The organism is Pseudomonas sp. P5_A2_2 (assembly GCF_054177685.1).
On the sequence record NZ_JBGCUL010000291.1, the window covers coordinates 1 to 5,113 of the forward strand.

Consider the following 5,113-nt stretch of genomic DNA (forward strand, 5'->3'; position numbering starts at 1 on the left):
GCGACTTGCTGCAATGGCAGAACAACAGCCTGAGCTATCTCTATGGCAAGGACTTCCAGGTCAACCCGCGCATCCAGCAGACGGTGACCTTTGAACACGCTGATGGTTGGAAATACGGCGACAACTTCTTCTTCATCGACAAGATCTTCTACAACGGCAAGGAAGACGCCTTCGCGGGCAAGAACAGCCACTACGGCGAGCTCAGCCCGCGCCTGTCGTTCAACAAGATCTTCGACCAGAAGTTCGAATTTGGCCCGATCAAGGACGTGCTGCTGGCCATGACCTACGAGTTCGGTGAAGACGATACCGAGTCCTACCTGATCGGCCCTGGCTTCGATCTGGCCATCCCGGGCTTCGATTACTTCCAGTTGAACTTCTACAACCGCCACACCGAAGGCGACCGCCCGGGCGACAACATCTGGCAGGTCACGCCGGTCTGGTCCTACACCATCCCGGTGGGTGGTTCGGACGTGCTGATCGACGGTTTCATGGATTGGGTCGTCGACAACGACGTGAACAAAAAAGGCGAATACCACGCCAACCTGCACTTCAATCCGCAGGTCAAATATGACCTGGGCAAGGCGTTGAATCTGGGTGCCAAGCAGCTGTACGTCGGTGTCGAGTACGACTACTGGAAAAACAAGTACGGGATTGAAGACAGCCAGGGCTTCAAGACTGATCAGAGCGTGACCAGCTTCCTGGTCAAGGTTCACTTCTGATCATGTAGGAGCGAGCTTGCTCGCGATGGACTAGAGAGCGCCACGGGGTGTCAGGCTCCCAGCGTCATCGTTAACGTCCATCGCGAGCTTGCTCGCTCCTACATCAACCCCAGAAACCGGCACAACTCCCCCCGCTTGGCCAATGCATCCCGTCGCCCCAGTTCGATCAATTCGCTGCAATACCCCGCCTCGAACAACAGATAGCTCAGCACCCCTGCCYCGCTGGTCTTGGTCGCGCCCGGGCCTCGCAGGAACAGGCGCAATGCCGGCGGCAACTCCTGGCGATGTCGCGCGGCAATCTCGTCGATTGGCTGGCTYGGTGAAATCACCARTACGTCCACTGGCGCCACGCCCAATGCGCGGGTCGGCGTGCCGTCGGGCATCAGGTGACTGAACTGATTCAGGCGCTGCAACAACTCGATGTCGCTTTCCAGGCTGTCAATGAACGTACTGTTGAGCATGTGCCCGCCAATCTGCGCCAGGGTCGGCTGCTGACCGGTGTAGCTGCGCTGCAAGGGTTGTTGCGGGTCGACGCCGCGGGGGTTGCCGCTGACACCCACCACCAGCACCCGACTGGCGCCCAGATGCAGCGCCGGACTGATCGGCGCCGACTGACGCACCGCGCCATCACCGAAATACTCTTCGCCGATTTTCACCGGTGCGAACAGCAACGGAATGGCCGAACTGGCGAGTAGATGTTCCACGGACAGTTGGGTGGGAACGCCGATGCGTCGATGGCGCAACCAGGCATCGATCTTGCCGCCGCCCTGATAGAAGGTGACGGCCTGGCCGGACTCATAGCCGAAGGCGGTGACTGCCACTGCATGCAATTGTTGCTGTGCGATCGCTTCGGCGATGCCGCCCATATACAGCTTGTCGTTGAGCAAGTCCCGCAGCGGAGAACTGTTGAGCAGCGCCACCGGCATGTGCTTACCGATACCGAGCAAGCTGTGGCTGACAAAGCGGCTGGCCTGGCGGATTACCCCGGGCCAGTCACTGCGCAACACCAGATGACTGCGAAAGCCCTGCCAGAAGGCCGTCAGGCGTTCGATGGCGTTACGAAAGTCCATTGCCCCGCTGGCGAGGCTGACTGCGTTGATCGCGCCGGCCGAGGTGCCGACGATCACCGGAAACGGGTTGCTCGCCCCCGGTGGCAGCAATTCGGCAATCGCCGCCAGCACTCCGACCTGATAGGCCGCCMGAGCCCCGCCACCGGAAAGAATCAACCCTGTAACCGGTTCGCCTGGACTCATGCACAACTCTCCATGGTGCTTGATGGGATTTCGTTGTTTCGACCTATTCCCTTGTAGGAGCGGGATTCAACCACGTTTGGCGTACAGCTTCGGCTCGCCCGGTGGACGGCTCTTGAAGCGACGATGAGCCCACAGGTATTGCTCGGGATGCTCCCGCAGAACGCTTTCGATCCATTGGTTGATGCGGATGCAATCGTCTTCTTCGGTTTCGCCGGGGAAGCCTTCGAGCGGCGCATGGATCACCAGGCGATATCCGCCGCCGTCCGCCAGACGCTCCTGGGTGAACGGCACCACCAGCGCCTTGCCCAGCCGCGCAAACTTGCTGGTGGCGGTGACGGTCGCGGCCTGAACGCCGAACAGTGGCACAAAAATACTTTGCTTGGCGCCGTAGTCCTGATCCGGTGCGTACCAGATCGCCCGGCCCGAGCGCAGCAGCTTGAGCATGCCGCGCACGTCATCGCGCTCCACCGCCAGCGAGTCGAGGTTGTGCCGCTCGCGGCCCTGGCGCTGGATATAGTCGAACAGCGGATTCTTGTGCTCGCGGTACATGCCGTCGATGGTGTGCTGTTGGCCGAGCAGCGCGGCACCGATTTCCAGCGTCGTGAAGTGCAGTGCCATCAGGATCACGCCCTTGCCTTCGCGCTGAGCCTTTTGCAAATGCTCCAGCCCTTCGACATGAGCCAGGTTTGCCAGGCGCTTGCGCGACCACCACCAGCTCATCGCCATCTCAAAAAAAGCGATGCCGGTGGAGGCGAAGTTCTCCTTGAGCAGGCGCTTGCGTTCGGCGGCGGTTTTTTCAGGAAAACACAGTTCCAGGTTGCGCTTGGCAATGCGCCGTCTGTCGCCGGCCACGCGATACATCAATGCACCCAGAGCACGGCCGATCCACAGCAGCGCCGGATATGGCAACTGGACGATCAGCCACAACAGCCCCAGGCCACACCACAGCGGCCAGAAACGTGGAGATAGAAATGCTTTTCGAAAACGCGGGCGGTCCATTAATGCTTCCGGAATGACAATGGCCGCGCATTCTACATCGTTCGACCCGGCTTGCGGCCCGCGGGCGTTCTCGTTATAAGTCTCGGCACTTTTAGTGACAAGTCGTTGTATGCCGACCATGAGCCAAACCGAACCGCTAGACCAAGATCCCGTGTTCCAGTTGAAGGGCAGCATGCTGGCCATTACGGTGCTGGAACTGGCCCGTAACGACCTCGAAAGCCTTGATCGGCAACTGGCCGCCAAGGTCGCCCAGGCGCCCAACTTCTTCAGCAACGCGCCGCTGGTACTGGCCCTGGACAAACTCCCTGCCAACGAAGGCGCGGTCGATCTGCCAGGGCTGATGCGCGTCTGCCGCCAGCATGGCCTGCGTACCCTGGCGATCCGCGCCAGCCGCATCGAAGACATTGCCGCCGCCATCGCGGTGGATTTGCCAGTACTGCCACCGTCCGGTGCCCGGGAGCGTCCACTGGACCTGACCGAAGGCGAACCGAAGAAAAAACCGGAAAAACCGCCTGAACCGACCATCAAACCGACGAAAATCATCACCTCGCCAGTACGTGGTGGCCAGCAGATTTATGCCCAGGGCAGCGATCTGGTGGTGATCTCCTCGGTCAGCCCGGGGGCGGAACTTCTCGCCGATGGCAACATCCATGTATACGGCCCGATGCGGGGTCGTGTGTTGGCCGGCGTCAAGGGCGACACCAAGGCACGGATTTTCTGTCAGCAAATGAGTGCTGAACTGATTTCCATCGCCGGACATTACAAGGTTTCCGAAGATCTGCGCCGCGACCCGCTATGGGGTTCGGGTGTGCAGGTCAGCCTGTCCGGCGACGTGTTGAACATCATTCGGCTTTAACGGATACTGCCGCATTTTCCAAGCATCTCTAAAACGTAGCGAAAACGGCTCAAACGAAGTAGGAAAAAGGCCGAAAGCAGTGTTTACCGGGGGTAAACGCCGCTCAAAACCGGATTCCAGCCAAGGCTGTCCGACTGCAGTAGTTTTTCAGGAGATGTTTTTCAGGGACTGAAAAGTCCTTCTTCCTTAGGGGTGAAACACCTTGGCCAAGATTCTCGTGGTTACATCCGGCAAGGGTGGTGTGGGTAAGACCACCACCAGCGCCGCTATCGGTACCGGCCTCGCTCTGCGCGGCCACAAAACAGTGATCGTCGACTTCGACGTGGGCTTGCGTAACCTCGACCTGATCATGGGTTGCGAGCGCCGCGTGGTGTATGACTTCGTCAACGTGGTCAACGGCGAAGCCAACCTGCAACAGGCCCTGATCAAAGACAAGCGCCTGGAAAACCTCTACGTGCTGGCCGCCAGCCAGACCCGCGACAAAGACGCGTTGACCGTCGAAGGCGTGGAAAAAGTCCTGATGCAACTCAAGGAAGACTTTGAGTTCGTGGTCTGCGACTCCCCGGCGGGCATCGAGAAAGGCGCCCACCTGGCCATGTACTTCGCCGATGAAGCGATCGTCGTGACCAACCCGGAAGTCTCCTCGGTACGAGATTCGGACCGCATGCTCGGCCTGCTGGCCAGCAAGTCCCGTCGCGCCGAACSCGGCGAAGACCCGATCAAGGAACACCTGCTGATTACCCGTTATCACCCGGAACGTGTGAGCAAAGGCGAAATGCTTGGCGTAGAAGACGTCAAGGAAATCCTTTCGGTGACCCTGCTCGGCGTGATCCCTGAATCCCAGGCGGTGCTCAAGGCATCCAACCAGGGCGTTCCGGTGATTCTCGACGACCAGAGCGATGCCGGCCAGGCCTACAGCGATACCGTTGACCGCCTGCTGGGCAAGACCGTGGATCATCGATTCCTTGATGTACAGAAGAAGGGATTCTTCGAGCGCCTGTTTGGAGGCAACTAAGCAATGAACCTTTTTGACTTCTTTCGTGCCAACAAAAAGCAAAGCACCGCGTCGGTAGCGAAAGAGCGTCTACAGATCATCGTGGCGCACGAACGCGGCCAACGCAGCACCCCGGACTACCTGCCGGCCTTGCAGAAGGAACTGGTCGAGGTGATCCGCAAGTACGTCAATATCGGGTCCGATGACGTGCATGTCGCACTGGAAAGCCAGGGCAGCTGCTCGATTCTGGAACTCAACATCACCCTGCCTGATCGCTGAGTCGATCCGGCTG

Annotated in this window: 6 protein-coding genes; 4 read left to right on the top strand and 2 right to left on the bottom strand. The window is 59.5% G+C overall.

The window, feature by feature from the left end; all coding sequences use genetic code 11:
- On the top strand, positions 1–719 hold a 719-nt coding region (locus tag ACXRVY_RS16600; RefSeq protein ID WP_458237786.1), incomplete at its 5' end, for an outer membrane protein OmpK.
- Between the two features lie 98 nt (positions 720–817).
- Here the strand turns inward: ACXRVY_RS16600 and ACXRVY_RS16605 are convergent.
- Positions 818–1,972, bottom strand: a complete 1,155-nt coding sequence (locus ACXRVY_RS16605) for a patatin-like phospholipase family protein (protein WP_458237787.1) — start codon at positions 1,970–1,972, stop codon at positions 818–820.
- Between the two features lie 66 nt (positions 1,973–2,038).
- Positions 2,039–2,971, bottom strand: coding sequence for a lipid A biosynthesis lauroyl acyltransferase (locus ACXRVY_RS16610; RefSeq protein WP_223462175.1), 933 nt, complete (start codon positions 2,969–2,971; stop codon positions 2,039–2,041).
- A gap of 118 nt (positions 2,972–3,089) precedes the next feature.
- On the opposite strand from ACXRVY_RS16610, the gene minC reads away from it, so the two are divergent.
- The 3 genes from minC (at position 3,090) to minE (ending at position 5,100) form a co-directional block, all read left to right on the top strand.
- Positions 3,090–3,827 carry a septum site-determining protein MinC gene (minC, locus tag ACXRVY_RS16615; RefSeq protein ID WP_007974945.1) on the top strand — a complete coding sequence of 246 codons (738 nt, stop codon included), beginning with the start codon at positions 3,090–3,092 and terminating at the stop codon, positions 3,825–3,827.
- A gap of 202 nt (positions 3,828–4,029) precedes the next feature.
- Positions 4,030–4,842, top strand: a complete 813-nt coding sequence (minD, locus tag ACXRVY_RS16620; protein ID WP_458237788.1) for a septum site-determining protein MinD — start codon at positions 4,030–4,032, stop codon at positions 4,840–4,842.
- 3 nt (positions 4,843–4,845) lie between these two features.
- The gene (gene minE / locus ACXRVY_RS16625) at positions 4,846–5,100 is read left to right on the top strand and encodes a cell division topological specificity factor MinE (protein ID WP_007974947.1); all 255 of its coding nucleotides are present in this window, start codon (positions 4,846–4,848) and stop codon (positions 5,098–5,100) included.
- Positions 5,101–5,113 lie beyond the last annotated feature (13 nt).

What these genes read in the sequence shown, in the direction of transcription:
- minC (WP_007974945.1), top strand. Translation starts at nt 3,090, where the DNA reads ATGAGCCAAACCGAACCGCTAGACCAAGATCCCGTGTTCCAGTTGAAG.
- ACXRVY_RS16610 (WP_223462175.1), bottom strand. Translation starts at nt 2,971, where the DNA reads ATGGACCGCCCGCGTTTTCGAAAAGCATTTCTATCTCCACGTTTCTGG.
- minE (WP_007974947.1), top strand. Translation starts at nt 4,846, where the DNA reads ATGAACCTTTTTGACTTCTTTCGTGCCAACAAAAAGCAAAGCACCGCG.